At 74.0% G+C, this 25,801-nt stretch carries 26 protein-coding genes and 1 tRNA gene; 16 read left to right on the top strand and 11 right to left on the bottom strand.

Annotated features, from left to right (window positions below; translation table 11 throughout):
* Positions 1 to 3: 3 nt before the first annotated feature.
* Both J3473_RS02805 and J3473_RS02800 read right to left on the bottom strand, forming a co-directional pair.
* Positions 4 to 381, bottom strand: a complete 378-nt coding sequence (locus J3473_RS02805; RefSeq protein ID WP_051750494.1) for a DUF3037 domain-containing protein — start codon at positions 379 to 381, stop codon at positions 4 to 6.
* Positions 378 to 1,142, bottom strand: coding sequence for a HipA family kinase (locus J3473_RS02800; RefSeq protein ID WP_207021799.1), 765 nt, complete (start codon positions 1,140 to 1,142; stop codon positions 378 to 380). The genes J3473_RS02805 and J3473_RS02800 overlap by 4 nt, the downstream gene beginning before the upstream one ends.
* Before the next feature lie 35 nt (positions 1,143 to 1,177).
* On the opposite strand from J3473_RS02800, the gene J3473_RS02795 reads away from it, so the two are divergent.
* Positions 1,178 to 2,713, top strand: coding sequence for a serine/threonine-protein kinase (locus J3473_RS02795; RefSeq protein ID WP_207021798.1), 1,536 nt, complete (start codon positions 1,178 to 1,180; stop codon positions 2,711 to 2,713).
* 77 nt (positions 2,714 to 2,790) lie between these two features.
* Here J3473_RS02795 and J3473_RS02790 read toward each other — a convergent pair.
* Positions 2,791 to 2,875: transfer RNA gene (locus J3473_RS02790), tRNA-Leu, on the bottom strand.
* Between the two features lie 114 nt (positions 2,876 to 2,989).
* On the opposite strand from J3473_RS02790, the gene J3473_RS02785 reads away from it, so the two are divergent.
* Positions 2,990 to 4,312 (top strand): M20/M25/M40 family metallo-hydrolase, encoded by a 1,323-nt coding sequence (locus J3473_RS02785; RefSeq protein WP_207021797.1) that lies wholly within the window; start codon positions 2,990 to 2,992, stop codon positions 4,310 to 4,312.
* A gap of 18 nt (positions 4,313 to 4,330) precedes the next feature.
* Here the strand turns inward: J3473_RS02785 and J3473_RS02780 are convergent, their stop codons facing one another.
* Complete coding sequence (locus J3473_RS02780) at positions 4,331 to 4,528, bottom strand: DUF5703 family protein (protein ID WP_242525646.1); 198 nt, start codon at positions 4,526 to 4,528, stop codon at positions 4,331 to 4,333.
* Between the two features lie 37 nt (positions 4,529 to 4,565).
* Between J3473_RS02780 and J3473_RS02775 the strand changes: the two genes are divergently transcribed.
* The gene (locus J3473_RS02775) at positions 4,566 to 4,889 is read left to right on the top strand and encodes a primosomal protein (protein ID WP_207021796.1); all 324 of its coding nucleotides are present in this window, start codon (positions 4,566 to 4,568) and stop codon (positions 4,887 to 4,889) included.
* Between the two features lie 31 nt (positions 4,890 to 4,920).
* Here the strand turns inward: J3473_RS02775 and J3473_RS02770 are convergent, their stop codons facing one another.
* Together J3473_RS02770 and J3473_RS02765 are read right to left on the bottom strand one after the other, a co-directional pair.
* A complete protein-coding gene (locus tag J3473_RS02770) occupies positions 4,921 to 5,865 on the bottom strand; it encodes an aldo/keto reductase (RefSeq protein ID WP_207021795.1) in 945 nt (314 codons plus the stop codon).
* A 10-nt stretch (positions 5,866 to 5,875) separates the two neighbouring features.
* Positions 5,876 to 6,625, bottom strand: a complete 750-nt coding sequence (locus J3473_RS02765; RefSeq protein WP_207021794.1) for a class I SAM-dependent methyltransferase — start codon at positions 6,623 to 6,625, stop codon at positions 5,876 to 5,878.
* A gap of 86 nt (positions 6,626 to 6,711) precedes the next feature.
* On the opposite strand from J3473_RS02765, the gene J3473_RS02760 reads away from it, so the two are divergent.
* Positions 6,712 to 7,722 (top strand): TIGR01777 family oxidoreductase, encoded by a 1,011-nt coding sequence (locus J3473_RS02760; RefSeq protein ID WP_207021793.1) that lies wholly within the window; start codon positions 6,712 to 6,714, stop codon positions 7,720 to 7,722.
* Here J3473_RS02760 and J3473_RS02755 read toward each other — a convergent pair.
* Complete coding sequence (locus tag J3473_RS02755; RefSeq protein WP_207021792.1) at positions 7,692 to 9,158, bottom strand: HNH endonuclease signature motif containing protein; 1,467 nt, start codon at positions 9,156 to 9,158, stop codon at positions 7,692 to 7,694. The genes J3473_RS02760 and J3473_RS02755 overlap by 31 nt on opposite strands.
* Before the next feature lie 175 nt (positions 9,159 to 9,333).
* Here J3473_RS02755 and J3473_RS02750 point away from each other — a divergent pair, with 175 nt between their 5' ends.
* Positions 9,334 to 10,380: an LLM class F420-dependent oxidoreductase gene (locus J3473_RS02750; RefSeq protein WP_207021791.1), complete on the top strand. Its 1,047-nt coding sequence runs from the start codon at positions 9,334 to 9,336 to the stop codon at positions 10,378 to 10,380.
* A gap of 46 nt (positions 10,381 to 10,426) precedes the next feature.
* Positions 10,427 to 11,290: an undecaprenyl-diphosphate phosphatase gene (locus J3473_RS02745; RefSeq protein WP_207021790.1), complete on the top strand. Its 864-nt coding sequence runs from the start codon at positions 10,427 to 10,429 to the stop codon at positions 11,288 to 11,290.
* Positions 11,291 to 11,839: 549 nt separating this feature from the next.
* Here the strand turns inward: J3473_RS02745 and corA are convergent.
* Entirely contained in the window at positions 11,840 to 12,817 is a 978-nt protein-coding gene (corA, locus tag J3473_RS02740) for a magnesium/cobalt transporter CorA (protein ID WP_207021789.1), read from the bottom strand.
* Positions 12,818 to 12,878: 61 nt separating this feature from the next.
* On the opposite strand from corA, the gene J3473_RS02735 reads away from it, so the two are divergent.
* The 8 genes from J3473_RS02735 (at position 12,879) to mshC (ending at position 18,786) form a co-directional block, all read left to right on the top strand.
* Positions 12,879 to 13,571 (top strand): MSMEG_4193 family putative phosphomutase, encoded by a 693-nt coding sequence (locus J3473_RS02735; RefSeq protein ID WP_207021788.1) that lies wholly within the window; start codon positions 12,879 to 12,881, stop codon positions 13,569 to 13,571.
* Between the two features lie 113 nt (positions 13,572 to 13,684).
* Positions 13,685 to 14,374, top strand: coding sequence for an energy-coupling factor ABC transporter permease (locus J3473_RS02730; protein WP_207021787.1), 690 nt, complete (start codon positions 13,685 to 13,687; stop codon positions 14,372 to 14,374).
* Positions 14,371 to 14,712, top strand: coding sequence for a PDGLE domain-containing protein (locus J3473_RS02725; protein ID WP_207021786.1), 342 nt, complete (start codon positions 14,371 to 14,373; stop codon positions 14,710 to 14,712). Before J3473_RS02730 ends, J3473_RS02725 begins: the two co-directional genes overlap by 4 nt.
* A gap of 1 nt (position 14,713) precedes the next feature.
* Entirely contained in the window at positions 14,714 to 15,478 is a 765-nt protein-coding gene (gene cbiQ, locus J3473_RS02720) for a cobalt ECF transporter T component CbiQ (protein ID WP_207021785.1), read from the top strand.
* Complete coding sequence (locus J3473_RS02715) at positions 15,475 to 16,206, top strand: energy-coupling factor ABC transporter ATP-binding protein (RefSeq protein ID WP_030529222.1); 732 nt, start codon at positions 15,475 to 15,477, stop codon at positions 16,204 to 16,206. The genes cbiQ and J3473_RS02715 overlap by 4 nt, the downstream gene beginning before the upstream one ends.
* A 10-nt stretch (positions 16,207 to 16,216) precedes the next feature.
* Positions 16,217 to 16,726, top strand: coding sequence for a DUF3090 family protein (locus tag J3473_RS02710; protein ID WP_030529221.1), 510 nt, complete (start codon positions 16,217 to 16,219; stop codon positions 16,724 to 16,726).
* Positions 16,704 to 17,507, top strand: a complete 804-nt coding sequence (locus J3473_RS02705; protein WP_207021784.1) for an SCO1664 family protein — start codon at positions 16,704 to 16,706, stop codon at positions 17,505 to 17,507. The genes J3473_RS02710 and J3473_RS02705 overlap by 23 nt, the downstream gene beginning before the upstream one ends.
* Before the next feature lie 22 nt (positions 17,508 to 17,529).
* A complete protein-coding gene (gene mshC / locus J3473_RS02700) occupies positions 17,530 to 18,786 on the top strand; it encodes a cysteine--1-D-myo-inosityl 2-amino-2-deoxy-alpha-D-glucopyranoside ligase (protein WP_207021783.1) in 1,257 nt (418 codons plus the stop codon).
* Positions 18,787 to 18,793: 7 nt separating this feature from the next.
* Here mshC and J3473_RS02695 read toward each other — a convergent pair whose 3' ends face one another.
* Positions 18,794 to 19,660 carry a PAC2 family protein gene (locus J3473_RS02695; protein WP_207021782.1) on the bottom strand — a complete coding sequence of 289 codons (867 nt, stop codon included), beginning with the start codon at positions 19,658 to 19,660 and terminating at the stop codon, positions 18,794 to 18,796.
* A gap of 58 nt (positions 19,661 to 19,718) precedes the next feature.
* On the opposite strand from J3473_RS02695, the gene J3473_RS02690 reads away from it, so the two are divergent.
* Complete coding sequence (locus J3473_RS02690) at positions 19,719 to 20,384, top strand: HAD family phosphatase (RefSeq protein WP_207021781.1); 666 nt, start codon at positions 19,719 to 19,721, stop codon at positions 20,382 to 20,384.
* On the opposite strand, the gene J3473_RS02685 is transcribed toward J3473_RS02690, so the two are convergent.
* On the bottom strand, positions 20,367 to 21,212 hold the full coding sequence (locus J3473_RS02685; protein WP_207021780.1) for a PD-(D/E)XK nuclease family protein: 846 nt from the start codon (positions 21,210 to 21,212) through the stop codon (positions 20,367 to 20,369). The two genes, J3473_RS02690 and J3473_RS02685, sit on opposite strands and share 18 nt — an antisense overlap.
* Before the next feature lie 138 nt (positions 21,213 to 21,350).
* Between J3473_RS02685 and J3473_RS02680 the strand changes: the two genes are divergently transcribed.
* The gene (locus J3473_RS02680) at positions 21,351 to 21,983 is read left to right on the top strand and encodes a hypothetical protein (protein WP_207021779.1); all 633 of its coding nucleotides are present in this window, start codon (positions 21,351 to 21,353) and stop codon (positions 21,981 to 21,983) included.
* On the opposite strand, the gene metH is transcribed toward J3473_RS02680, so the two are convergent.
* Positions 21,965 to 25,759 (bottom strand): methionine synthase, encoded by a 3,795-nt coding sequence (gene metH, locus J3473_RS02675; RefSeq protein ID WP_207021778.1) that lies wholly within the window; start codon positions 25,757 to 25,759, stop codon positions 21,965 to 21,967. The two genes, J3473_RS02680 and metH, sit on opposite strands and share 19 nt — an antisense overlap.
* Positions 25,760 to 25,801: the final 42 nt, after the last annotated feature.

Raw genomic sequence — 25,801 nt, 5'->3', positions numbered from 1 at the left:
CGCTCAGCGGACGAGGCGGTCGAGCAGCCGCTCGACCTCGGCGGCCGGGTCAGCGGCGGACCCACCGTGGACCGGGCCGGGCTGGAGGACGGTCGAGCGCGGCGCGCTGAGCCACCCGAAGCGCTTGCCCTGCGTCGTCAGCGTCGCGTCCACGCCCGCCGGGGGCCGCTCGCACATGCCGCCCACGGCGTCGAGCGCCCCGCGCAGGCCGTCGAGGTCGGCGTCGGGCGCGAAGGCCCGGATGCGGTCCTCGTCGAGGTGCCAGGCGCAGCGCAGCACGCCCGCCGACTGGGAGTGCAGGACGACGCCGACGTTGAGGCACTCGCCGCGGTCGACGCGCGGCACGAAGCGCACGACCACGTACTGGTAGGCGTGGCTCACGGCGCACCGTCCAGCCACGCGGAGGGCGCGGCCAGGCGCATCCCGAGGTGCTCGCGGTAGGCGGCGCGGACGGCGTCAAGGTCGGGCAGGCTCGCCGTGGTCTCGAGCCACTCCTCCGGCACCTCGTCGACGACCTCGCGCAGGACGTCGTCGGTGAGGAGCGGGGCGAACCGCTCGTGCGCGGCCCGGACCGACCCGGCCACCGGCGCCAGGACGTGGCCGCTCGCGTCGAACGGCTGGGCGACGAAGCGCCCGACGTCCGGCGGGCGGCTCGGCCAGGAGTGGTGGAACCACAGGGCCGCCCCGTGGTCGATCGCCCAGGCCCGGCGGTGCCAGACGAGGAGGTTGGGGTTGGCCCAGGTGCGGTCGACGTTGGCCGTGTAGGCGTCGAGCCAGAGGATGGCCGCGGCCTCCTCGGCGCTGGGCGGCCGCGAGCCGTCGTAGCCGAAGGCCCCGGGCAGGAAGTCGACGCCGAGGTTGCGGCCCGGGCTGGCGTTGAGCAGGTCCTGGACCTCCTCGTCGGCCTCGTAGCGGGCGATCGCGCTCGGCAGGTCGACGACGGCCAGGCGCGGGGTCGGGATGCCGACCCGGCGGGCGACCTCGCCGACGAGCACCTCGGCGACGAGGACCTTGCGGCCCTGCCCGGCGCCGGTGAACTTGACGACGTAGGTCCCGAGGTCGTCGGCCTCGACGAGACCGGGCAGCGAACCGCCCTCCCGCAGAGGGGCGACGTAGCGCACGGCGGTCACTGACTCGAGCACCCGACCACCCTACGGCAGCCGTTTAGGGTGGTCGGATGACCACGCAGGAGCGCAGGCTGGCCGGTCGCTACGTCCTCGACACGCCCATCGGGCGGGGCGGGATGGGCGAGGTGTGGCGCGCCACCGACACCGTCCTCGGGCGGCAGGTGGCGATCAAGACGATCGACCTCACCCGCGTCCCCGACGAGTCCGGTGCGGTGCGGTTCGAGCGCGAGGCCCGCGTGACGGCCGGCCTCAACCACCCGCACGTCGTCACGGTGCACGACACCGGTGTCGAGGGCGACACCGCGTACCTCGTGATGGAGCTGCTGCCCGGGCCGAGCCTCGCCGAGCGGCTGCGGGAGGGCCCGTTCGCGGTCGACGACGTCGTCGACGTCGTCCGCCAGGTCGCCGGCGCGCTGCAGGCCGCGCACGGCCGCGGGCTGGTCCACCGTGACATCAAGCCCGCCAACGTGGTCACGGCCGCGGACGGCCGGCTGCGGGTCCTCGACTTCGGCATCACCCAGCTCGGCGACGCCTCGACCCAGCAGGCGCTCACCGCCACGCACACCGTCATGGGGACGGCCGAGTACCTGTCGCCGGAGCAGGCGATGGGCGGGCGCGTCGACGGCCGGGCCGACCTCTACGCGCTCGGCTGCCTCGCCTTCGCGCTGCTGACCGGTGAGCCGCCCTTCTCGGGCCCCACGGCGGTCGCGACGATGATGATGCACACCCACGACCCGGTGCCCGACGTGCGCGACCTGCGCCCCGACACCCCGGCCTGGCTGGCCGGCCTCGTGTCGTCGCTGCTCGCCAAGGACCCCGCCGACCGACCCGCCGACGCGGGCGCCGTGCTCGCCGCCGTCGACGCGCGCCGCGCCCCCACCGGTGGCGCCGCGGCCGCGGGGGCCGCCGCAGCCGCGACGACGGTCCTGCCCGCCGGTGGGGCCGACCGCACCCAGCGACTCTCGAGCACCCCGCTGCCCCCGCCGCCGCCGCCGACGACCGGTCTGCCGCCGCGCGAGCCGGAGCGGAGGCGCGGCGCGTCCACCCCGTGGGTGCTCGCGATCCTCGCGCTGCTGGTCGTCGGCCTCGTGGGCTGGTACCTCGTCACCTCGCAGGACGACACCGGGGGCGCCGACGCCTCGCCGAGCGCCTCGCCCACCGCGTCGGCCCAGCAGTCGGCCCCGGAGCAGTCGACACCGGCCGAGACCACGCCCGAGCCGGAGCCGACGACGGCCTCGCCCGAGCCCACCCCGAGCGAGACCCCCTCCGACACGCCGACCGACACCGCGCCCGACGGCACGCCGGTCACGGACGCCTACGCGTCGCTCCAGGAGGCGGTGCAGCAGGCCGCCGCGGACGGCACCGTCGACGCCAAGGTGGCGCGCGACGTCGCGAGGCACGCCCAGGCCACGGAGCGGGCGCTGTCCGGCGCCGACGCTCGCAAGGTCTCCGACGAGGCGCAGAAGCTCGCGGACGAGTACGCGAAGGCGGTGGAGGACGGCTCGGTGTCGGCCGACGCCACGGGCACGCTCGACCCCCTCGTCCAGGCGGTGCTCGACGCGGCCGACGCCTACGCGGGCGGCTGAGCCGACGGGGCGCCGGCCCCGCCCACGACGAAGGCCCCGAACCAGTGGTTCGGGGCCTTCGTCGTCGTGCTCTGCTGTGTCCGAGGGGGGACTTGAACCCCCATGCCCTATACGGGCACTAGCACCTCAAGCTAGCGCGTCTGCCAATTCCGCCACCCGGACGAGTGGTGTTCTTCGGGCCCGTGGGGAGGCCTTCCGACAGCGCGAAACATTACACGGTCACCGGCCCGGAACCGAAATCGCCCCTGCCGCGCCGAGGCTCCTAGGGTGGGGGACATGACCGACACGCTGCGCCCCGAGGACGAGGTCGTCCGGATCTGCCAGGAGCTGATCCGCATCGACACGAGCAACTACGGCGACGGGAGCGGTCCCGGTGAGGCGGAGGCGGCCGCCTACGTCGTCGAGCAGCTGCGCGAGGTCGGGCTCGACCCGCAGACCTACGAGTCCGAGCCCGGTCGGGTCACCGTGGCGGTCCGCATCCCGGGCGCCGACCGCGAGCGCGGCGCCCTGTGCGTCCACGGCCACCTCGACGTCGTGCCCGCGAACGCCGAGGACTGGTCCGTCGACCCGTTCGCGGGGGAGGAGCGCGACGGCTGCGTCTGGGGCCGCGGCGCCGTCGACATGAAGGACATGGACGCGATGATGCTGGCCTCGGTCCGCGACATCGCCCGCCGCGGCGTCGTGCCGCCGCGCGACCTCGTCGTCGTCTTCTTCGCCGACGAGGAGGCCGGGGGCGTGCAGGGCTCGCACTTCATGGTCGAGCAGCACCCCGAGGTCTTCGAGGGCGTCACGGAGGCGATCAGCGAGGTGGGCGGCTACAGCGTCACGGTCACCGACCGTGACGGGCAGGAGCGCCGCACGTACCTGCTGCAGACGGCCGAGAAGGGCATCGCCTGGCTGCGGCTCACCGCCACCGGGCGCGCCGGGCACGGGTCGGTGCCCAACGACGAGAACGCGATCGTGCGCCTGGCCGAGGCGATCGCCCGGATCGCGGCGCACAAGTGGCCGCGCGAGTACATCCCGTCGGTGCGCACGCTCCTCGACGGGCTGTCCGAGCTGACGGGCACCGGCTGGTCCGACGAGGACCTCGAGGACCTGCTCGAGCACCTCGGCGGCGCGCAGGGCTTCGTGCGCGGCACCCTCCAGGACACGAGCAACGTGACGATGCTCGCCGCCGGGTACAAGCACAACGTCATCCCGCAGCACGCCTCGGCCAACGTCGACTGCCGCTTCCTGCCCGGGCACGAGGACCTGCTCATGGACACCCTGCGCGAGCTGGCCGGGGAGCACGTGCAGGTCGAGGTGCTCCACCGCGACATCGCCCTCGACGCGCCGTTCGACGCGCCGCTCGTCGAGCGGATGGTCGACGCGCTGCGCACCGAGGACCCGGACGCCGAGGTGCTGCCGTACTGCCTCTCCGGGGGCACCGACAACAAGGCGCTGTCGCTGCTCGGCATCACCGGCTACGGGTTCGCCCCGCTGCGGCTGCCGGCCGACCTCGACTTCGCCCCGATGTTCCACGGGATCGACGAGCGCGTGCCGACGGACTCGCTGCGCTTCGGCACGCGCGTCCTCGGGCGCCTGCTCGAGACCTGCTGAGCCGCGCCCGCGGCGTCGTCAGACGGCGATGTCGTAGGTGCGGCGCGCGCGGATGATCTTCCGGCGCAGCCAGGTGCGGGTCAGCCCACCCACGTAGGTGCGGGTGGTCGCCAGCTCCCAGTGCCCGTACTCGGCGTGCTCGGTCAGGGCGCGGCGGATGTCGTTGCGCTTCACCTCGCGCCCGAAGCTCAGGACGAGGTACTCGTAGTCGGCCACCGACACATTCTGCGCCAGGACCGGTACGGTTCGGGACATGGCCTCGGACCCGCGCGCCGCGCTCGCCCACCTCGTGTCCGCTCTCGAGCGGCACCTGGAGGCCGCGAGCACCCGGCGCGGTGAGGACGACCCGACCGTCGTCGCCGCCTACGAGGACGTCGCCGACGCCTTCGAGGAGTACGACGGCGCCCTGTACGACGCCTACGGCGAGATGACGCCGCTCGACGTCTACGCCGGGGACGACGACGAGGACCTCGACGACCACGACGACGAGGACGGCGACCGCGCCCGGATCTACTCCGGTCTCGACGACGACGAGTTCGACGACGAGGACGACGACGACGACGAGAAGGACGACTGAGCCCTCGTCCGCACCGCCCGCGGGCCGCGGGTCAGGCGTGCTCGGCCGAGACCTCGTCGAGGGCGTCGACGATCTGCTCCGGCAGGTCGAGGCCCTCGGAGGCCAGGAGCACGCTCAGCTGGCCCGGTGTGCGCGGCCCGACGACGGGCGCGGCGACTCCCGGCCGGTCACGGACCCACGCGAGCGCGACGACGGCCGGCGCGACGCCGAGGCCGTCCGCCGCGGTGCGCACCGCGTCCACGACACCGCGGGTGTGGTCGCCGACGTGCCGTCCGGCGAACCGCGAGAACTCCTCCGAGGCCAGCCGCGAGTCGGCGCTCACCCCGGCGCGGTAGCGCCCGGTGAGGACCCCGCGGCCGAGCGGCGACCAGGGCAGGAGGCCGAACCCGAGCGAGGCCGACGCGGCGACGAGCTCGCGCTCGGGACGTCGCTCGACGAGGGAGTACTCGACCGAGTCGACGGCCAGCGGGACGCCGGCGTCCTGGAGGAGCGACATCGTGCGGGCGGCCTGCCAGCCGACGTGGTTGGAGACGCCGACGTAGCGGGCCCGTCCGCTCTGCCAGGCGTGCACGAGGGCGCCGACGGTCTCCTCGAGCGGGGTCTCGTCGTCCCAGGTGTGCGCGAGCCAGACGTCGACGTGGTCGGTGCCCAGGCGGCGCAGCGACAGCTCGAGCTGGTGGAGCATCGTGCGGCGGGAGCAGTCGACGACCCGGTGGCCCGTGGACCGGCTGATGCCGGACTTGGTCACGAGGACGACCTCGTCGCGGTCCGGGCCCCGGAGGAGGTCACCGAGCAGCTCCTCGGCGGCGCCGCCCGCGTAGCCGTGGGCGGTGTCGACGAGGGTGCCGCCGGCCGACCGGAACGCCGTGAGGAGGTCCTTGGCGTCCTCCGCCGACGTGCGGGTGCCCCACGCCATCGTCCCCAGGCCGAGCCGCGAGACGGTGAGTCCGGTGGCTCCGAGGCGGCGCGTCTCCATGGCCGCGACCCTACCCGCGCGCGTCGACCGGCCTGCGCCACACCGAGACGTGGGCCTCGCTGTCCGCGGTGAAGGGGGAGCCCCGCCAGTCGGCGCTGCGCCGCTCGAGCTCCATCCCGGCGAGGCGCGCCATGAGGTCGCACTCGGACGGCCACACGTAGCGGAAGTGGTGCTCGCCGTTCCGGAACGAGCCGTCGGGCTCGCGCGTGTAGTGGTGCGAGGTGGCCTCCTGCGTCGCCGGGTCGTAGGTGTCGAACCCCACGTGGTCGGGCGATACGTCGAACGGGACGGCCGTCTGGCCCGGGGGCAGCCGGCGCAGCGCGGGGACCCCGATCTCCACGACGAAGCGTCCTCCGGGCCGCAGGTGTCGGGCGGCGTTGCGGAAGACCTCGACCTGCTCGTCCTGGGTGCGCAGGTTGCCGAGGGTGTTGAACACGAGGAGGACCAGCGAGAACGTCCCGGGCCGGCCCGCCGTGGCGCTCGCCATGTCACCGACGGTCACCGGGAGGCCGGGGAGCTTGCGGTGCAGGACGTCCACCATGGGCTCGGAGAGCTCGATGCCGTGCACCTCGAGGCCCCGCTCGGCGAGAGGGATGGCCACCCGCCCGGTGCCGACGGCCAGCTCGAGGACGGGCCCGTCCCCGGCGAGGGCAGCCAGCGCGTCGACGGCCGGGTCGAGGACCTCGGGGGCGAACATCCCGGCCGACGCCCGGTCGTAGCGTTCCGCCGTCGCGCGGTCCCACAGGTCGCTGCTCGTCATCGGGACCACGATGCCGTCCTGCCCGGATGCCCGCCACCGGTTTTGCTCTCGTGCGGACCGCGGGGCGCCCACCTATGCTCGGCCTCGTGAAGGTCGTCATCCCGGGGGGAACCGGTCAGGTCGGAGGCATCCTGCGCAGGGCGCTCTTGGCGAGCGGGCACGAGGTCGTCGTCCTCAGCCGCAGCCCGCAGCAGCTCGAGGGCGGGGTGCGGCACGTCGTCTGGGACGGGCGGACGGTGGGGGAGTGGGCGCGTGAGCTCGACGGCGCCGACGCGGTGGTCAACCTCGCGGGTCGGACCGTCAGCTGCCGCTACACGGAGAAGAACCTGCGGCAGATGATGGACTCGCGCGTCGACTCGACGCGCGCCGTCGGCCGGGCCCTCGAGGCCGCCGCTGCGCCGCCGCCGGTCTGGCTGCAGATGAGCACCGCGACGATCTACGCCGACCGCCGCGACGGCGCGCACGACGAGGCGACGGGGGTCATCGGCGGCCACGAGCGGGGGGTCCCGGACTACTGGGAGTACAGCGTCCGCATCGCCCGCGCGTGGGAGGCGGCGCAGCAGGAGGCCGACCTGCCGCACACCCGCCGGGTGGCCCTGCGCGCCGCGATGGTCATGAGCCCGGACCGGGGCGGGGTCTTCGACGTCATGTCGTGGATGGCCCGCCTGGGAGTCGGGGGACCGGTGGCCGGGGGAGGGCAGTACGTGTCGTGGATCCACGACGCCGACTTCGTCCGGGCGGTGCTCCTGCTCCTGGAGCGTGACGACCTGGCCGGTCCGGTCAACCTCGCGGCCCCCGGCCCGGTGACCCAGCGTGAGCTGATGCGCGGTCTGCGCCGGGCGTGGGGCGGGCGCCCGGGCCTGCCGGCCACCGCGTGGATGGCCGAGCTCGGCGCGCTGGCCCTGCGGACAGACACCGAGCTGCTCCTCAAGAGCCGCCGGGTCGTGCCCGGACGTCTGCTCGAGGCCGGCTTCGAGTTCGAGCACCCGACGTGGGACGAGGCGGCCCGAGACCTGGTCAGCCGCCGCCGAGGGCGCGGCGCGACGGAGCCCGTGCCGGTCCTCGGTCAGAAGGGCGGGGCTGCGCCGGGGTCCTGACCGCGTCGGACGACGCTGCGCCGGTGCGGCGACAGGTCGACCGGTGGCCACCCCGTCACGTGGTGCACCTCGACCCGGCAGCCGTCGCGTGGTCGACCGGCCAGGGCGGCGGACTCGAGCCGGTGCTCGAGCGCCGAGTGCGGGCCGTCGGGGACGGCCAGACGGGGTGCGGCCGTCGAGGATGGCACCGGAGCCTCCTCTTCGGTCCGCCGCAGGACGAGCCCGGGCGGGTCGGGTGGTCGCGTGGTCCGGGTGCGACCGGCCGGGTCGAGCCACGTGAGCTCGCCGTCGGCCGAGAGCGTCACGCGCCACCCCGGACGCTGCTTGACGCGGTGGTGCCGACGGCAGAGGCAGACGAGGTTGGCGGCGTCGGTGGGACCGGCCGGCCAGGGACGGACGTGGTCGACGTCGCAGAACCGCGCCGAGACGGGGCAGCCGGGGAAGCGGCAGTGCCGGTCCCGGTCCCGGACGAACGCGGCGAGGCGGGCGCCGGGGCGGTAGGCGGCCGTGGCGAGCCATCCGGCCTCGACGAGCACCGGGTCGGGGCCGCCGGGGCCGACGACCTCGACGAGCGCGTCGGCCGGGAGGTCGGCGACGGCCGCGGACGCCATGACGACCCGGACCCCGACCGAGGCGTGGGCGACGACGAGGTCGGTCAGCGCCTTGGCCCGGGCCCGGTCGATCGTGGCGCAGGTGCCGTCGGCCACGTAGCGCTGCGCGAGGTCGTCGACGGCGGCCCAGGCCGTGCACGCCTCCTCGGAGGGGAAGGTGCCGAGCCAGGTGTCGACCCCGGGCTCGTCGGCCCAGCGCCGCAGCGAGGAGGCCTCACGCGCGCGGACCGCTCGCTGCCGGAGCAGGTCGGGGGAGAGGCGGGCGAGGACGCGACGGACCCTGCGCCGCAGCCGGCTCGCGTCCTCCCGCTCGAACCACGGTGCGACGGCGTCGACGACCGTGCGGGCGACGTCGGCCGGTGCCTCCTCGAGCTCGCGCGCCACGACGTGGGCGCGGTGGGCGTCCAGCGCGCCGGAGGCCATCGCCGTGTGCAACCCGCCCAGCCCGGTGCACGACGGGCTGCCCTCGGGTCCGTCGGCGGCCCGGCGGACGGCGTCACGGACCCGCGACTCGGCGGCCCGCGGCGACAGGTGGAGGACGCCGCTGACCACGGCGGGTGCGTCGAGGGAGACGTGCCCGGGCGCCCGGTGCGTCTCGACGAGCTCGCCGTCGTCGAGGACCATCGGCTCGATGGCGGCGAGGCGCACGAGCACCTCGTCCTGGCGCGCGGTGGCGACGTCGACCAGCGAGCCCAGGGCGCCGAGCGCCTCCGCCCACTCCACGGTCGACCCCGACGAGGCGGCCGGAGGACCGACCGCGGCGAGCGCCTCCCGGGCGCTGCGCACGGCATCGATCACGTCCTGCGGTGCGGCTGTGGTGGGCATCGGCTCCCCCTCCCCTCGTGCCCCCATCCTACCGGCGGGCACCGACAAACATCTCGTTCTCCACAGCCCGATCCGGCCTCACCGCAACCTTTTTCGCACCACAGGACCCACGCGACACAGGGCGCCAGCACCGTCGGGCCCACCGCGCCCGCGCGGGTGGGGCTAGCCTGCGGTCATGCGTCTGGGACTGGCCGGCGGGTACGCCGGGATGGGCATGGGTGAGGACCTCCTCGACCTCGTGCAGGAGGCCGACCGGCTCGGCTACGCGTCCGTGTGGGTGGCCGAGGCCTACGGGTCCGACAGCCCGACGGTCCTCGCGTGGCTCGCCGCCCAGACCGAGCGGATCGGGCTGGGTGCGGGCGTCATGCAGATCCCGGCCCGCACGCCCGCGATGACGGCGATGACCGCGGCGACCCTCGACACCCTCTCCGGGGGGCGTTTCCTCCTCGGCCTCGGGGTGTCCGGGCCGCAGGTGAGCGAGGGCTGGCACGGGGTGCGCTTCGCCGACCCGCTCGGTCGCACCCGCGAGTACGTCTCGATCGTCCGGTCGGCGCTGCGCCGCGAGGCCGTCAGCCACGACGGCGAGCACTTCACGCTGCCGCTGCCCGACGGCGCCGGCAAGGCCCTCCGCCTGACGATCCACCCGCCGCGGCAGGACCTGCCCGTCTACCTCGCCGCCGTCGGCCCCCGGAACCTGCGCCTCGCCGGCGAGGTCGCCGACGGGTGGCTCGCCGTCTTCCTCTCGCCGGAGCACTCGGCCGACCAGTTCGCGGCCGTGCGCGAGGGGCGCGAGAAGGCCGGCCGGGGCACGCCCGAGGACCCGATGGCCGGCTTCGACACCGTCGCGTCCGTCCCCGTCGTCGTCACCGACGACCTCGAGGCCGCCCGCGCCGCCGTCGCCCCGTACACCGCGCTGTACATCGGGGGGATGGGCAGCCGGGAGCAGAACTTCTACAACCGGCTGGCCCGCCGGATGGGGTTCGACGAGGCCGCCGACACCATCCAGGACCTCTACCTCGCCGGCCGTCCCCGCGACGCCGCCGACGCCGTGCCCATGGAGCTCGCCGACGCGACGGCCCTCCTCGGCCCGCCGGAGCGGATCGCGGAGCGCGTCGGCCGGTACGCCGACGCGGGGGTGACGACCCTCTCGGTGGCGCCGTACGCGCGAACCACCGATGAGCGGCTCGCCGTCCTGCGGCTGATGGCGGACGTCGTCCGCTGAGCGCGGCGTTTGGGCGATGACGGGGCGCGCCCCCTAGTCTCGTCGGGTGCCCGTCGAGCTCTCCTACTTCCAGGCCGTCGTCCTCGGCGTCGTCGAGGGACTCACCGAGTTCCTGCCGATCTCGTCGACCGGACACCTCACGATCGCCGAGCACCTGCTGGGGCTCCCCGTCGACGCCAACGCGGTGACGGCGTACACGGCCATCATCCAGATCGGCGCGATCGCCGCGACGTTCCTCTACTTTGCGCGCAAGATCGGCCGCCTGTTCATGGCGTGGGTGAACGGCCTGCGCGACACCGCAGCCCGCGAGGCACGCGACTACCGGCTCGCGTGGGTGGTCATCGTCGGGTCGATCCCGGTCGGCCTCGTCGGCTTCGCCCTCAAGGACGTCATCTCGGGGCCCCTGCGCAGCCTGTGGGTCGTCGCGGCCGCCCTCGTGCTGTGGAGCGCGGTCATCTGGTGGGCCGAGTCGCGCCACGACGCGCTCGAGGCGGCCGGCACCCAGCGCGACGAGACGCAGCTGACGCTCAAGGACGGCCTCGTCATCGGGCTCGTCCAGTGCTTCAGCCTCATCCCCGGCGTCTCCCGCTCGGGCGCGACGATCTCCGCCGGGCTCGCCCGCGGCATCAACCGCGTCACGGCGACCGAGCTGTCGTTCTTCATGGCCATCCCGGCCCTCACCGCCGCCGGCCTCTTCGAGCTCGTCGACGCGTGGGACGACCTCAAGGTCCTCGGCGCCGGCCAGATGCTCGTCGGCATCGTCGTCGCCTTCGTCACCGCCTACGCCTCGATCGCGTGGCTGCTCAAGTTCGTCGCGAGCAACTCGCTGCGCCCGTTCGTCTGGTACCGCGTGGCCCTCGGCCTCGTGCTCGCCGGCGCCCTCGCGGCGGGCCTCATCACCGCGACCTGACCGGCCCCTCGCGCCCGCCCCACGACGACCGACTGTCGATGCGAGGGTTCGCGGCGACGTCGCGAGTGGCCGTCTGCGTCGGTGATCGTCACCGGGCCGAACGTGATCATGACATCGGATGCTCCGCTGCCGCGGTGGAAGCCGGTTGCCCTGGTGGTTCGGACGGCCAAGGTGCAGGGCGGCCGTCCGCTCGAGCCTCTCCTCCCGTTCCAGGATCAAGGTGCTCAGGTCCGCAGGGGGCAGGTGACTCGGTCGTCCTCGACCGTCGAGACAACACCGTCCCCGGAGCCTCCCACGCTGGAACCGGCGTAATCGGCATCGCAACGGGGCGCGTGAACGGCGTCCGTGCGCCAGGGCGATGTGCGGCAGATGAGGGCGGCTGAGCAACCGCGCCGTCACTGGGGTGACGCGGATGTTGGCGCGGGACGCGGATGTATCCGCGTCCTCCGTGAGCTTCTGCGTCGTCACCGTGACGGCGCGGAAGTTCACGCCGATCGAGATGTCCGTTGACACGGCCGGGCGGGGCCTGCGACGGGCGCACGCCCGGGGTCAGAGCCAGCCGGCGCGCTTGAAGAGGCGGAAGAGCGTCGTGCACCCGAGCGCCATGACGCCGAGCACGGCGAAGTAGCCGTAGTGCCAGCGCAGCTCGGGCATGTTGTCGAAGTTCATCCCGTAGATGCCGGCGATCATCGTCGGGAGCGCGGCGATGGCGACCCAGGCCGAGATGCGGCGCATGTCATCGTTCTGCTGTACCGACACCTGGGCCAGGTGCGCCGAGAGGATGCCCGACAGCAGGTCGTCGTAGGACTCGACGTGGTCGAGCACCGACTGCAGGTGGTCCGAGACGTCGCGCAGCTGCAGCCTCAGCTCGCCCTCGGGCACGGGGCTGCGCGGCGAGTGGTGGAGCATCTTCAAGGGCTCGGCCAGGGGCAGGACCGCGCGCCGGAACTCCAGCACCTCGCGCTTGAGCCGGTAGATGACCGCCGTGTCGGTGCGCGCGTCGGAGAAGACGGCCGTCTCGATCTCGTCGAGGTCGGTCTGCACCTCGGCGTCGATCTCGACGTAGCCGTCGACGACCCGGTCGAGCACGCCGTGCAGGACGGCCAGCGGGCCGGCGCGCAGCAGCTCGGGGTCGGCCTCGAGGTGGGCCCGGATGCCGGTCAGCGGGGTCAGCTCGCCCCGGCGGACGGTGACGACGAAGTGGTCGCCGACGAAGACCATCACCTCGCCCGTCTCGATGTCGGAGGTGCGGTCGATGTAGCGCAGCGGCTTGAGGACGACGAAGACGCTGTCGTCGTAGAGCTCGACCTTCGCGCGCTGGCGCCCCTTGACCGCGTCCTCGACGGCGAGCGGGTGCAGCTGGAGCTCGACGTTGACGTCGTCGAACTCCTCCTGCGTCGGGTCCTTGAGCCCGATCCACAGGAACGAGGTGGGGTCGCCCGAGGCACGCAGGCCCTCGAGCTCGTCGGACAGGTCCCCGCAGGTGCGGCGGTGCCCGTCCTCGTAGATGGCGCGGTCGACGATCACGGTGGCCATTGTGGGTGACGCGTGGGCCGAGCACGGGGTGCGACGCCTACAGTTCACTCTCGTGGCGATCGTCCTCCTCCTGCGGCACGGGCACTCGACGGCGAACGCCGAGGGGGTGCTCGCCGGCTGGACCGAGGGCGTGGGCCTGACCGACACCGGTCGCGGGCAGGCCGCCCGGGTGGCCGAGCGGCTCGCGCCGCTCACCGTCGTGCGGGCCGTCAGCAGCCCGCTCCAGCGGTGCCGCGAGACCGCCGCCGTCGCCGTGCCGGAGCTCGAGGTCGGCACGGACGAGCGCCTCGGCGAGTGCCACTACGGCTCGTGGACGGGGCGGAAGCTCGCCGACGCCGCGAAGGACCCGCTGTGGCGCACCATCCAGGACGACCCCGCCGCGGCGACCTTCCCGCCGTCGGAGGAGCACGCGGGGGAGTCGCTCGGGCAGATGGCCGAGCGCGTCGTCGGCGCCGTCCGTGCCCTCGACGCCGAGGTCGAGGCCGAGCACGGGAAGGCCGCCGTGTGGCTGGCCGTCAGCCACGGCGACCCCATCAAGGCGGTGCTCGCCGAGGCGGTCGGGGCGGGCATCGGCGGACTGCAGCGGGTGCGGGTCGACCCCGGCTCGGTCAGCGCCGTCCACGTGACACCGACCCGGATGGTCCTGCTCACGAGCAACACCCACGGCGGCGACCTCGCGGGGCTCGTCGCGATGCCGACCCAGCACGCCGCCGGCGACTCGACGGTGGGCGGGGGAGCGGGCTGACCGGTCGGAGGGGTTCGCGGTCCCGGCGTTGATCGACCGTCACTCCTGCGAATACTGTGCAGGAGTTGTTGCACACTGTTCGCAACAACAACCGTCGACAGCCGGAGGTCACCATGCACGTCCCCGACGGGTTCCTCGACGCACCGACCTCCGTCGCCACCGGCGTCGTGGCCGCGGGCGTCGTCGGGGCCTCCCTCGTGCGCGCCTCCCGGCGCGAGCTCGACGAGCGCACCGCGCCGCTGGCCGGCCTCGTCGCCGTCTTCGTGTTCGCCGCCCAGATGGTCAACTTCCCGGTCGGGGCCGGCACCTCCGGGCACCTGCTCGGGGCGGCGCTCGCCGCGGTGCTCGTCGGCCCGGCGACCGCGACGCTCTGCCTCGCCGTCGTCCTCGCCGTCCAGGCCTTCCTCTTCGCCGACGGCGGCGTCACGGCGCTCGGCACGAACGTCGTCCTCATGGGCGTCGTCGGCGTCTGGGTCGGCTACGCGGTCGCCCGCGGCGTGCTGGCCCTGCTGCCCAAGCGCCTCGCGAGCATCCCCGTCGCAGCCTCCGCCGGCGCGTTCGTCAGCGTGCCCGTCGCCGCGCTCACCTTCACCGGCCTCTACGCCGTCGGCGGAGCAGCGCCGATCCCGCTCGGCACGCTCGCCGCGACGATGGTCGGCTGGCACGTCCTCATCGGGCTCGGCGAGGCGGCCATCACCTTCCTCGCGGTGACGAGCATCGTCGCCGCCCGTCCCGACCTCGTCCACGTCGCGCGCGGTCGGATGCCCGCGCTCGAGCTGCGCACCCCGGAGCCCGTCGCATGAGCACCGCCACCGACACCCCGCGCGTCAGCACCCGTCGTCTCGTCGTCGTCGGGCTGGCCGTCTGCCTCGTCATCGCCGGCGTCGTCTCCTTCTACGCCTCCAGCCACCCGGACGGCCTCGAGCACGTCGCGGCCACCCTCGGCTTCGAGGGCGTCGCCCGCGACTCGGCCGCGGCCGGGTCGCCCCTGGCCGACTACGGGGTCAAGGGGGTCGGCGACGCCCGGCTCTCCGGCGGCCTCGCCGGTGTCATCGGCGCGGTCGTCACCGGCCTGGTGATGTTCGGCCTCGTGCTGCTCGTGCTGCTCGTGCGTCGCCGCGGCCACCGGACCCACGACTGACGTGGGGTCCGGCCCCGGCCGGCACCTGCACGTCGAGGGCCGCTCGGTCCTCCACCGGCTGCCCGCCCACGTCAAGCTCGTCGGCCTCGTGGCGTTCGTCCTCGCCGTCGTCGCCGTGCCCTCCGAGGCGCACCCGGCCCTCGGCGCGCTCCTCGCCCTCGCCGTCGTGCTCCTGCTCACGGCGCGGGTCCCGGCCCGCCACGTGCTGCCCCGCCTCGCCGTCGAGACGCCCTTCGCGGTGTTCGCGGTCGTCCTGCCGTTCGTCGCGGTCGGCCCGCAGGTCGCCCTCGGACCGGTCACGGTGTCGCAGACCGGTCTGACCGCCGCCGTGGCGCTGCTCCTCAAGGGGACGACCGGCGTGCTCGCCGCCGTCACCTTCGCCGTCACGACCCCGCCCCGCGACCTCGTGCGGGCGCTGCAGCACCTGCGGGTGCCCGACCCGCTCGTGCTCATCGCCTCGTTCATGGTCCGCTACCTCGACGTCGTCGCCGACCAGCTGCACCGGATGAAGGTCGCCCGCCTCTCGCGGGGGTTCTCGGCCCGCTCGGTGCGCTCGTGGCCGGCGCTGGCCGCCGGCACCGGCGCGCTGTTCATCCGCAGCTACGAGCGCGGCGAGCGCGTGCACCTGGCGATGGTCAGCCGGGGCTGGAGCGGGTCGATGCCCGTCACCGCGCCCCTGACCGCCACCGGCCGCGACTGGGCCGTCGGCCTCGCACCGGCCGCGGTGGCGCTCGTCGTCGCCGTCTCGACGAGGATGGCCGGATGACCACCCCCGTCCTCGACCTCCGCGCCGTCGCGTACGCCTACCCGGGCGGCCACCAGGCGCTCTTCGGCGTCGACCTCCACGTCCACCCGGGGGAGCGGGTCGCGCTCCTCGGCCCCAACGGCGCCGGCAAGACGACCCTGGTCCTGCACCTCAACGGCGTCCTGCTGCCGGGCCACGGATCGGTGACGGTCTCGGGCCTGCCGGTCGTCGAGGAGAACCTCCTCGAGGTGCGCCGGCGCGTGGGCATCGTGTTCCAGGACCCCGACGACCAGCTCTTCATGCCGACGGTCCGCGACGACGTCGCCTTCGGACCGGCCAACCTCGGCCTGCGCGGCGCCGAGCTCGAGGGCCGGGTCACCGAGGCGCTCGAGGCGGTCGGGGTCGGTGACCTCGCCGACCGCGCCCCGCACCACCTGAGCTTCGGCCAGCGCCGACGCGTCGCCATCGCGACCGTCCTCGCGATGCGCCCCGAGATCCTCGTCCTCGACGAGCCGTCGTCGAACCTCGACCCCGCGTCGCGGCGCGAGCTCGCCGAGATCCTCCACGGCCTCGACGTGACCATCCTCATGGTCACCCACGACCTGCCCTACGCGGTCGAGCTCTGCCCCCGGTCGGTGGTCCTCTCGGAGGGCACGATCGTGGCGGACGGGCCGACCCTCGACCTGCTCCGGGACGAGGACCTCATGGCCCGCCACCGCCTGGAGCTGCCGGCGGGGTTCTCGATCTAGGGTGGGTGCCATGCCTGCCACCGTGTTCGACCCGCCGGAGCGCTTCGTCGCCGGCACCGTGGGCCCCCCGGGCGGCCGCACCTTCTTCCTCCAGGCCCGGGGCGGGGGTCGCACCGTCTCGGTCTCGCTCGAGAAGGTGCAGGTCAACGCACTCGCCGACCGGGTCAACGACCTGCTCGACGCGCACGCCGAGGGCGCGGCCACCGAGCCGCTGGGCGAGGGCGACACCGACCCGCTCGACGCCCCCATCGAGGACGAGTTCCGGGTCGACACCCTCGCCCTCGCGTGGGACCCCGAGCGTCGCGTCCTCGTCATCGAGTGCCACGACCAGGACCCGGAGGAGACCGACGAGGACGGGCTCGAGACCCTGCGCGTCGTCCTCGACCCGGTCGCGGCGCGGGCCTTCGCCCGGCGCTGCGGCAAGGTGCTCTCCGCCGGCCGGCCCGCGTGCCCGTTCTGCGGCCAGCCCCTCGACCCCACCGGCCACATCTGCCCTCGTGCCAACGGGTACCGGCGCTGACCTCGAGGAGCTGCTGACCCACGGCGAGCTGACGCCGGTGGGCCGCATCCAGGGCTCCTCGAACGGCGCGCTCCTCTGCTTCGTCGGCGACCCGGCCGACGAGGTGCTGGCCATCCACAAGCCCGAGATGACCGAGCGCCGGCTCTGGGACTACCCGGACGGCACGCTCGTGGCCCGCGAGCGGGCGGCGTGGCTGGTCAGCGAGGCCGGCGGCTTCGACGTCGTCCCGCCGACCGTGCTGCGGGAGGGACCGCGGGGGCACGGCTCGGTGCAGCTGTGGGTCGGGTCGGTGGGGGAGGACGACACCCCGCCGCTCGTCGACGTCGTCACGCCGGGGGAGGTGCCCGACGGCTGGCTCGTCGTCCTCGAGGGGGAGTCACCGCTCGGGGAGCCCGTCGTCGTCGCGCACTGCGGTGAACCGGCCCTGCGCACCGTCGCCGTCCTCGACGCCGCGCTCAACAACTCCGACCGCAAGGGCAGCCACGTCCTGCGCGACGGCGCCGCCGTGCGGGGCTGCGACCACGGGGTCAGCCTCGGCGTCGAGCCCAAGCTGCGGACCGTCCTGTGGGGCTGGGCCGGCGAGCCGCTGCCGGACGCCGACCTGGCCCGCCTGGAGCGCCTGGCCACCGCGCTGGGCGCCGACCTGCCCGACGCGCTCGAGCCGCTGCTGACCCCCGCGGAGGTCGACGCGCTGACCCACCGGGTCGCCATGCTGCTGCGCCGCCGGCGTCACCCTCTCCCAGCACCGGGCTGGCCCGCCATCCCGTGGCCGGCGCTCTGACCACGCCCCGTACGCTTGCCCGGTGAAGTCGTGGCCCACCCCCTTCGTCCCTGAGGTCCCCGGAGTCGGAGAGCCGCTCCGGCTGCACGACACCAGCCGAGGCGCCGTCGTCCCCGTCGGGGCCGGCGAGGTCGCCCGCATCTACGTCTGCGGCATCACGCCGTACGACGCGACCCACCTCGGGCACGCGGCCACCTACGTGACGTTCGACCTCGTCCAGCGCGCGCTGCGCGACGCCGGGCACCGGGTCGAGTACGTGCAGAACGTCACCGACGTCGACGACCCGCTGCTCGAGAGGGCGGCGCGCGACGGCCGCGACTGGCGCGAGCTCGCGACGTCCGAGATCGACCTGTTCCGCGAGGACATGACCGCCCTGTCGGTCATCCCGCCGGACGCCTACCGCGGTGTCGTCGAGTCGATGGACGAGATCCGGCTCGCCGTGCGGCGGCTGCTGGACTCCGGTGCGGCGTACCGGGTCCCGCTGCCCGACAGCGAGGGTGACGGCGACGACGTCTACCTCGACCTCGCCCGGACGCCGGACTTCGGTGACGTCTCGCGGTGGACGCGGGAGCAGATGCTCGACGTCTTCGCCGAGCGCGGTGGCGACCCCGACCGCGAGGGCAAGCGCGACGCGCTCGACCCCCTCCTGTGGCGCGGCGCGCGGGCCGGCGAGCCCTCGTGGGAGGACGAGGTCCTCGGCAGCGGCCGTCCCGGCTGGCACATCGAGTGCACGGCCATCTCGCTCGAGCACCTCGGCCACCCCATCGACATCCAGGGCGGCGGCAGCGACCTCGTCTTCCCGCACCACGAGATGAGCGCCGTCCAGGCCGACGCGCTGACCGGCGACGACGTCTTCGCCCGCCTCTACGTCCACCAGGGCATGGTCGGCTACGAGGGCGAGAAGATGAGCAAGTCCAAGGGCAACCTCGTCCTCGTCTCGAAGCTCCGCGCCGACGGCGTCGACCCGATGGCCATCCGCCTCGTCCTGCTCGCCCAGCACTACCGGACCGACTGGGAGTACACCGACTCCCTGCTGGCGCAGGCCCAGACCCGCCTCGACCGGTGGCGCAGCGCCCTCTCGACGAACGGGGGCGCCGACCCGACGGCGACCATCGCGGCGGTGCGCGCCGCCGTCGCCGACGACCTGTCGACGCCGCGCGCGCTCGAGGCCGTCGACGCGTGGTGCGACGAGACCCTGGCCGGCGCCTCCGGCGAGGATCCGGCCGCGCCCGGGCTGCTGGCCCGGACGCTCGACGCCGTGCTCGGGGTCCGGCTCTGACCGACCCTCAGACGGGGCCGGAGGTGCCGGGCTCGTCCGTGCCGCGGCGGCGCAGGTAGCGCTCGAACTCCTTGGCGATGGCGTCGCCGCTCGCCTCGGGGAGCTCGGCGGTGTCCTGCGCCTCCTCGAGGCTCTCGACGTACTCGGCGACCTCGCTGTCGGACTCGGCGAGCTCGTTGATGCCCCGCTCCCAGGCGCGGGCGTCGTCCTCGAGCTCGTCGTGCTCGATCGGGGCGTCGAAGAGCTCCTCGAGGCGCCCGACGAGCGCGAGCGTCGCCTTCGGGCTGGGGGAGTGGCCGGCGTAGTGCGGCACGGCGGCCCAGCACGACACCGACGGGATGCCGACCTGGGTCGCCGCGTCGGAGACGACGCCGACGATGCCGGTGGGCCCCTCGTAGCCGCTCACCTCGAGGCCGTGGCGGTGCCGGGTGTCCTCGTTGTCGGAGGTGGCGGTGACCGGGATCGGGCGGGTGTGGGCGACGTCGGCCATGAGGGCGCCGAGCGTGACGACCATCGAGACGTCGGCGGCCTCGGCGAGCTCCATCAGCTCGACGGCGAAGGCCCGCCAGCGGAACGACGGCTCGACGCCCTGGACGATGATGACGTCGCGGCCGAGCGAGGTGTCGCGGGCCACGAGGATGCGGGTGGTGCGCCAGCTGATGCGGCGCTTGCCGCCCTCGACGACGACCCGTGGCCGGTTGACCTGGAAGTCGTAGTAGTCCTCGGGGTCGAGGGCCGCGACGACCTCGGCGCCCCAGACGTCCGCGAGGTGCTCGAGCACGGAGCTGGCGGCCTCCCCGGCGTCGTTCCAGCCCTCGAACGCGGCGATCATCACGGGGTCGTGCAGATCGCCGATGTCCTCGAGCTCGATCACGGGGGTCCTCCTCAGGCGGGTCAGGACTCCACCCTACGGCTCGATAGGCTCCTCGTTCATGAGCCTCCCCGCAGCGGTCCTCTGGGACATGGACGGCACCCTCGTCGACACCGAGCCGTACTGGATCGCCGCCGAGCACGCGATCGTCGAGGAGCACGGCGGGACGTGGAACGACGAGTTCGCCCACCAGCTCGTCGGCAACGACCTCATGGTCTCGGCCGAGTTCATCCGGGCCAACTCGCCGATCGACTGGGAGCCCGAGCGGATCGTCGACGAGCTGCTCGTCCGGGTCGTCGCCCAGGTCCGCGAGCACGTGCCGTGGCGGCCGGGGGCGCGCGAGCTGCTCGCCGCCCTGCGGGACGCCGGTGTGCCGAGCGCGCTGGTGACGATGTCGTGGCGCGTGCTCGCCGACGCGGTCGTCGAGGCGCTGCCGGACGGTGCGTTCGCGGTGGTCGTCACCGGGGACGAGGTGTCGCACGGCAAGCCGCACCCGGAGCCCTACCAGGCGGCGGCGCGGATGCTCGGCGTCGACCCGGCCCGCTGCGTGGCCATCGAGGACAGCCCGACGGGCGTCCGCTCGGCCGTGGCGGCCGGGGTGCCGACCCTGGCGGTCCCGCACGTCGTGCCCGTGCCCGAGACGGCCGGCGCGGTGCAGGTGAGCGGCCTCGACGGGATGACCCCGCAGGGGCTCGCCGAGGCCGTCGCGTCACTCGTCGTCGGGTGACGCCTCGCCCGAGCGGGCGGGGTCGAGCGCGATGAGCCCCGCGCCCTCGGGCAGCGGCGGCGGGGTGCCGCCGAACTCGGGGCAGTACTCGTGGAAGTCGCACCAGTCGCACAGCCGCGAGGTGCGCGGGCGCCAGTCGCCGGACTGCGCGGCCCGCACGACGGCGTCCCAGATCGCGCGGACGTTGCGCTCGATGGCGCGCAGGTCGCGCTCGTCCGGGACGTAGCGGACGACCTCGCCGTTGCCGAGGTAGACCAGCTGGAGCATCTTGGGGACCTCGCCGTGGATGCGCCACAGCACGAGGGCGTAGAACTTCATCTGGAAGAGTGCCTTGGCCTCGAAGAGCTCGCCGGGGGAGCGGCCGGTCTTGTAGTCGACGACCCGCATCGCACCGTCGGGGGCGACGTCGAGCCGGTCGACGTAGCCGCGCAGCGTCAGGCCCTCGATCTCGGTCTCGACGTACAGCTCGCGGGCGGCCGGCTCGAGCCGGGTCGGGTCCTCGAGGTCGAACCACTGCTCGACGAGGGTGCGCGCGCCGGCGAACCAGGCGTCCTCGGTCAGCTGCTCGTCGTCCTCGATCATCGCGGCGAGCTCGGGGCGCTCCTCGACGAGGGCGCGCCAGCGGGGCTCGAGCAGGGCGGTGGCGGCCGCGGGGGTGCGCTCGTCGGCCGGCAGCTCGAAGAGGTGCTCGAGCACGGCGTGGACGAGGGTGCCGCGCGCGGCGGCGGGGGACGGGGGACCCTGCAGCTTGTCGATCGTGCGGAAGCGGAACAGCAGCGGGCACTGCTTGAAGTCCGCGGCGCGGCTCGGCGAGAGGGCGGGGGTCATGGGGCCCACGGTAGGCGCCGGCCCCGACACCGCCGAGCCGCCACCCCGGGGCACCGTGGACGGCTACCCTCGCCCCGTGGGGAGAACGGTGCACGTGGGGTGGGCCACGGCGATGCTCGAGGACGTCTGATGCGCAGCATGAACCAACCGCCAGGGACGCGCGCGCTGACGCTCGTGGCGGTGGGGCTGGTCGTCGTCTTCGTCGACCTGTCGGTCGACGGGTTCGACCTCGTGGCCGACCCCCTCGGCTGGGCGCTCGTCGTGGTGGGGCTGCACCGGGTCCGGTCCCTCCACGCGGGCTTCGCCGTCACCCGGGCGGCCGCCCTGACGGCCGCCGTCCTCTCCGTGGCCGAGGTCGCCGCGGCCACGGGCCTGCTCGGCCGGGCGACGTGGCCCGGGCTGCTCGTGACCATCGCGGACCTCGGCGTCGTCGCCGGCATCACGCTGGCGCTCAGCGCGCTCCTGCGGTCCGACGACCCCCGCAGCGCCCATGCGGCCCGGACGATCCTCGGCGCAGACGTCATGGCCACCGCCGTCGGCCTGACGCTGTTCGGCCTGCACTCGGCGACGACCTCGCCCCTCGGGTTCGTGCTGCAGGGTGGGACGAACGACGCCGTGACCGTCCTCTTCCTGCTGGTGGTCCTGGCCGGCCTCGCGGCCCGGGTCTGGTTGGTCGTCCTGCTCGTCCAGGTGGCCGACCGCCTCGAGCCCGGCCCTGCACGCGGTCCCGAGGTCGGTCCGGCGTCCGGGCCTCAGTCCTCCGGGGTGTAGCCGAGGTTCGGGCCGAGCCAGCGCTCGGCGGTGCGCAGGTCCCAGCCCTTGCGGGCCGCGTAGTCCTCGACCTGGTCGCGCCCGAGCCGCCCGACGACGAAGTACTGGCTCTCCGGGTGGGCGAAGTACCAGCCGGACACCGACGCGCCCGGCCACATGGCCATCGACTCCGTCAGCCGCACCCCGGTGCGCTCCTCACCGCCGAGGAGCGCCATGAGGGTCGTCTTCTCCGTGTGGTCGGGGCACGCCGGGTAGCCCGGCGCGGGTCGGATGCCGCGGTACTTCTCCGCGATGAGCGAGGCGTTGTCGAGGCGTTCGTCGGCCGCGTACCCCCAGAGGTCCGTGCGGACCCGCTGGTGCAGCCGCTCCGCGAACGCCTCGGCGAGCCGGTCGGCGAGGGCCTCGAGCATGATCGCCGAGTAGTCGTCGAGCTCGTCCTTGAACGCCTGGAGCCGGTCCTCGAGGCCGAGGCCGGCCGTCACCGAGAACGCGCCGACGTGGTCGCGCAGGCCCGTCTCCTTCGGCGCGACGAAGTCGGAGAGGCACTTGTTGGCGACGCCCTCGCGGTGCCGCCCCTGCTGGCGCAGCCCGTGGAGGGTCGTGAGCACGCTCGTGCGCTCCTCGTCGGCGTACACCTCGAGGTCGTCCCCGACGGAGCTCGCCGGGAACATCCCGACGACGCCGCGCGGGTGCAGCCAGTGCTCCCGCTCGATGCGGTCGAGCATCCGCTGCGCGTCGTCGAAGAGCTTGCGCGCGACCTCGGACGTCGTGGGGTTGTTGAGCACGTCGGGGTAGCGCCCGCGCACCTCCCAGGCGAGGAAGAACGGCGTCCAGTCGATGTACTCGCGCAGGTCCGCGACCGGGTAGTCCTCCCAGACGCGGGTGAACTGGTGCGCGGCGCGCCTCCAGCGGCTGTCCTTCGGCGCCGACCAGCGGTCGCCCTCCTGCTGCGCGAGCAGGTGCGGGCGCATCGGACGGTACGAGGACCAGTCCAGCGCAGGGGCGTTCGCGCGGGCGGTGGCGAGGTCGGCCAGCGGGCGCTCACCGGACTTCGCGGCGTGACGGCGACGCAGCTCGGCGTACTCCTGGGCCACACCGTCGACGAGCGGGCCGCGCTGGGCGTCCGAGAGCAGCTGGCTGACGACGGGCACCGACCGGCTCGCGTCCTTGACCCAGACGACCGGGCCGGAGTAGCGCTCGTCGACCTTGACGGCCGTGTGCGCCTTCGAGGTCGTCGCCCCACCGAGCAGCAGCGGCAGGTCGAGGCCCTGGCGCTCCATCTCGGTGGCCACCTGGACCATCTCGTCGAGGCTGGGCGTGATGAGCCCGGACAGGCCGATGACGTCGGCCTTCTCCTCACGCGCGGTGTCGATGATCTTCTGCAGCGGGACCATGACGCCGAGGTCGACGACGTCGTAGTTGTTGCACTGGAGGACGACGCCGACGATGTTCTTGCCGATGTCGTGCACGTCGCCCTTGACCGTGGCCATGACGACCTTGCCCTTGCTCTTCTGCCGGGCGGCCTCGTCCTTCTCGGCCTCGATGTACGGCACGAGGTGCGCGACGGCCTTCTTCATGACGCGGGCGGACTTGACCACCTGGGGGAGGAACATCTTGCCGTCGCCGAAGAGGTCGCCGACGACGTTCATCCCGTCCATGAGCGGGCCCTCGATGACCTCGAGCGGGCGGCCGCCGGCCTCGGCGATCTCGACGCGCAGCGCCTCGGTGTCGTCGACGACGTGGTCGTCGATGCCCTTGACGAGCGCGTGGGTGATCCGCTCGCGCAGCGGCAGCTCGCGCCACTCCTCGGCGGCGGCCTCGGCGGCCTGCCCGTCGGAGCGGAACTCCTCGGCGAGCTCCAGCAGCCGCTCGGTCGCCTCCTGCGGGTCCTCGCGCCGGTTGAGCACGACGTCCTCGATGGCGTCGCGCAGGCGCGGGTCGAGCGTGTCGTAGGGCACGAGGGCGCCGGCGTTGACGATGCCCATGTCCATCCCCGCGTGGATCGCGTGGTAGAGGAACACGGCGTGGATGGCCTCGCGGACGGCGTTGTTGCCGCGGAAGCTGAACGAGACGTTCGAGACACCGCCGGAGACCAGGGCGTGGGGGAGGTTCTCGGAGATCCAGCGGGTGGCCTCGATGAAGTCGGTGCCGTAGGCGGCGTGCTCCTCGATGCCGGTGGCGACCGCGAAGACGTTGGGGTCGAAGATGATGTCCTCGGCCGGGAAGCCGACCTCCTCGGTCAGCAGCCGGTAGGCGCGCCCGCAGATCTCCTGGCGGCGCTCGAGGCTGTCGGCCTGGCCCTCCTCGTCGAAGGCCATGACGACGACGGCGGCCCCGTGCTTGCGCGCGAGCCGGGCGTGCGCGAGGAAGGGCTCGACGCCCTCCTTCATCGAGATCGAGTTGATGATCGCCTTGCCCTGGGTGACCTTGAGGCCCGCCTCGATGACGTCCCACTTGCTCGAGTCGACCATGACCGGGACGCGGCAGATGTCCGGCTCGGAGGCGATGAGCTTGAGGAAGCGGTCCATCGCCGCGACGCCGTCGATCATCCCCTCGTCCATGTTGACGTCGATGACCTGCGCGCCGGACTCGACCTGCTGGCGGGCCACCGAGAGCGCGGTCGGGTAGTCCTCCTCGCGGATCAACCGGCGGAAGCGGGCCGAGCCCGTGATGTTCGTGCGCTCGCCGACGTTGACGAAGAGGCTGTCGTCGGCGACGACGAGGGGCTCCAGGCCCGAGAGCCGCAGCGCCGGCGCGACCTCGGCGGGCTCGCGCGGCGTGCCGTCCGCGGCGGCCGCCGCGATGGCGGCGATGTGCCCGGGCGTCGTGCCGCAGCAGCCGCCGACGATGTTGACCAGGCCGGCGGAGGCGAACTCGCCGACGACCTCGGCCATCGCCTCGGGGCCCTCGTCGTACTCGCCGAAGGCGTTGGGCAGGCCGGCGTTCGGGTGGGCGGAGACGAAGCAGTCGGCGATCCGCGACAGCTCGGCGACGTAGGGCCGCAGGTCGCTCGCGCCGAGCGCGCAGTTGAGGCCGATGGCGAGCGGGCGGGCGTGGCGCACCGAGTACCAGAAGGCCTCGGTGACCTGCCCGGACAGCGTCCGCCCCGAGGCGTCGGTGATCGTCCCCGAGATCATGACCGGCCAGCGGCGGTCGTGCTCCTCGAAGAGGGTCTCGAGGGCGAAGATCGCCGCCTTGGCGTTGAGCGTGTCGAAGATCGTCTCGACGAGCAGCACGTCGGCGCCGCCGTCGACGAGGCCGCGGGCCTGCTCGAGGTAGGCCTCGGCCAGCTCGTCGAAGCTCGTGTTGCGCGCGCCGGGGTCGTTGACGTCGGGCGAGATGGAGGCGGTGCGGTTCGTCGGCCCGAGGGTGCCGAGGACCCAGCGCGGACGGCCGCTGCGCTCCTCGACCGCGTCGCACGCGGCCCGGGCCAGGGTCGCGGCCGCGACGTTCATCTCGTACGCGAGCTCGGACATCCCGTAGTCGGCGAGGGAGATCCGCTGCGCGTTGAAGGTGTTGGTCTCGACGAGGTCGGCGCCGGCGTCGAGGTAGGCCTCGTGGATCTCGCGGATGACGTCCGGCTGGGTCAGCGACAGCAGGTCGTTGTTGCCCCGCAGGTCGCTCGGGTGGTCGGCGAACCGGTCTCCGCGGTAGTCGGACTCGGACAGCTGGCGGGCCTGGATCATCGTGCCCATCGCGCCGTCGAGGACGAGGACCCGCTCACGGAGTGCACTGGTCAGGGCGTCGGTGGCATCGGGTCGGTGCTGGGCGCTCACGGGGCTGCTCGGGGTCCTCTCGGGACGTCGTCGGGGAGGACA

The organism is Phycicoccus sp. DTK01, assembly GCF_017312765.1.
GTDB classification, from domain to species: Bacteria; Actinomycetota; Actinomycetes; order Actinomycetales; family Dermatophilaceae; genus Phycicoccus; species Phycicoccus jejuensis.
Note: the sequence above shows the minus strand (reverse complement) of the source record. Positions and strands in the feature narration are given on the sequence as shown.

Coding starts and splice junctions, on each gene's coding strand:
- J3473_RS02795 (WP_207021798.1), top strand. CDS start 1,178: ATGACCACGCAGGAGCGCAGGCTGGCCGGTCGCTACGTCCTCGACACG.
- J3473_RS02785 (WP_207021797.1), top strand. CDS start 2,990: ATGACCGACACGCTGCGCCCCGAGGACGAGGTCGTCCGGATCTGCCAG.
- J3473_RS02775 (WP_207021796.1), top strand. CDS start 4,566: ATGGCCTCGGACCCGCGCGCCGCGCTCGCCCACCTCGTGTCCGCTCTC.
- J3473_RS02770 (WP_207021795.1), bottom strand. CDS start 5,865: ATGGAGACGCGCCGCCTCGGAGCCACCGGACTCACCGTCTCGCGGCTC.
- J3473_RS02765 (WP_207021794.1), bottom strand. CDS start 6,625: ATGACGAGCAGCGACCTGTGGGACCGCGCGACGGCGGAACGCTACGAC.
- J3473_RS02755 (WP_207021792.1), bottom strand. CDS start 9,158: ATGCCCACCACAGCCGCACCGCAGGACGTGATCGATGCCGTGCGCAGC.
- J3473_RS02750 (WP_207021791.1), top strand. CDS start 9,334: ATGCGTCTGGGACTGGCCGGCGGGTACGCCGGGATGGGCATGGGTGAG.
- J3473_RS02730 (WP_207021787.1), top strand. CDS start 13,685: ATGCACGTCCCCGACGGGTTCCTCGACGCACCGACCTCCGTCGCCACC.
- J3473_RS02725 (WP_207021786.1), top strand. CDS start 14,371: ATGAGCACCGCCACCGACACCCCGCGCGTCAGCACCCGTCGTCTCGTC.
- J3473_RS02715 (WP_030529222.1), top strand. CDS start 15,475: ATGACCACCCCCGTCCTCGACCTCCGCGCCGTCGCGTACGCCTACCCG.
- J3473_RS02710 (WP_030529221.1), top strand. CDS start 16,217: ATGCCTGCCACCGTGTTCGACCCGCCGGAGCGCTTCGTCGCCGGCACC.
- J3473_RS02690 (WP_207021781.1), top strand. CDS start 19,719: ATGAGCCTCCCCGCAGCGGTCCTCTGGGACATGGACGGCACCCTCGTC.
- J3473_RS02685 (WP_207021780.1), bottom strand. CDS start 21,212: ATGACCCCCGCCCTCTCGCCGAGCCGCGCCGCGGACTTCAAGCAGTGC.
- J3473_RS02680 (WP_207021779.1), top strand. CDS start 21,351: ATGAACCAACCGCCAGGGACGCGCGCGCTGACGCTCGTGGCGGTGGGG.